Source organism: Emticicia sp. (assembly GCF_049241225.1).
Lineage (GTDB): Bacteria > Bacteroidota > Bacteroidia > Cytophagales > Spirosomataceae > Emticicia.
On the sequence record NZ_JBMLRC010000148.1, the window covers coordinates 1 to 1,596 of the forward strand.

A 1,596-nucleotide genomic window follows, 5' to 3' on the forward strand; every position below is an offset into this window, starting at 1 on the left:
GCAATATTTCGGTCAATGATTTTTCGGGAGAATTGGCCGTAAAATTTAATTTCGGTAAGCTTAATTTGACCGATGTTTCGGGAAAACTCAACATCGAATCATCATTTGGCGATGTTTATGCCGAAAACCTTGATGGAAGTTTTGTCTGTAAATCAGAAAAAGCAATTGTTGAACTTTACAATCCGAGCGGAACTACGCTTTTAGAATCGAAATACGGCAGCGTAAAGTTAAACCTTTTCAATTCGCTTGATAAACTCGTGGTCAATGCGTCTCGCTCTACTATCGAAGTCAATGTAAGGCGTTTTGAAGATTTTAGATTCGACCTCGGCACAACATACTCGCAAATCAATACACCAAGTGCTTACCGAGAATTTTTAAGCAATTATAACAATCAAGAAACGCTACTTTTTGATACAAAATCTAAGAAACCGCTGGTACAAATCCAGAATTCATACAGCCCGATTACTGTTCACATTGACAAAAACCTACAAACACACAAATAATTGATTATGAAAAAGTTACTAATATTTCTGCTCACCATTTCGTCGGTACACGCACAGGAATTGACGGTTGGGATTAAAGGAGATTTCAATTTTACTGATGTGAAAAATATTAATTCTTTACCAATCTTTAGCAGTACTATTTTACAAGACTTACAATCGTCGCCCAAACAGACAGTTGGAGTTTTTGCTCGTGTAGATAAAAAAAAGCATATTTTTCAGGGAGAATTGAACCACACTTGGGGAGATATGAACAATTATGCGAGTTCGTCATTTGGTGGAGGTAGCTACAGTCGAGATTTGACTTTCATCAGTCCACGTATCACGTATAGTTATAAATTGTTCCCTTGGTTTAGAATGAATTTGGGCGTAGGAACTAACTTTCTCTATGAATCTAAATTTGATGTAAAAAAGCGTATTAAAGAAGAACAGAGGACTTTTGCGTTTTTTGATGAAAATTTTAAGCGATATGAAAATGATAATTCTGAACAAGGAAAATATATGCGAGAATATCTGATTAATCAGAGAAATATAATCAGTGTGATAAATGCGTTCAATAAATCGCCAAACAAAGTAAATTTTGATGCTCGTGTGGGCGTAGGAGTAGATGTTGGTGGATTTATGATAGACTTGAATTATAATCGTAGCCTTACACCAATTGTCAGTAACTTAGAATTCAACGGACAAACAAACCCAATTAGGCTAAATTCTAATTATCTTTCATTGAGTGTTGGCTATCGGATTTTGCCAATTCGAAAGTTTATTCTTGCACCCAAAAAGAACAAAACTTACGAAAAAATACAATCAGAAATACCATTTTATAAAAATGAAGTGAATTTCTTATTTGGCAAACAAATGGAAGACGCCAATTCATTGAATACCTACGAAAGTTCGTACACTCGTTATTTATTAAAGCGAGTAGGTATAACCTTAGGTGTAAATACTATACAGTCGCCGCTTTATACTACGAATATTCAAAATTTGCCAAATATTGGTATTCAAAACTCAATTGCAGTTTTTTCAGAACTTAAACTTCTCCCACTTTACACCAAAAAGCATAGAATTGGTATAGCAGCAGGTATAAATTTTATGAAAT

Annotated in this window: 1 protein-coding gene and 1 pseudogene; both read left to right on the forward strand. The window is 34.4% G+C overall.

Annotated elements, in window-relative coordinates; translation table 11 throughout:
• Positions 1-503 (forward strand): annotated as a pseudogene (locus ACOVO2_RS08905) (hypothetical protein); the annotation flags it as partial.
• Positions 504-509: 6 nt separating this feature from the next.
• On the forward strand, positions 510-1,596 hold a 1,087-nt coding region (locus ACOVO2_RS08910; RefSeq protein WP_421769622.1), incomplete at its 3' end, for a hypothetical protein.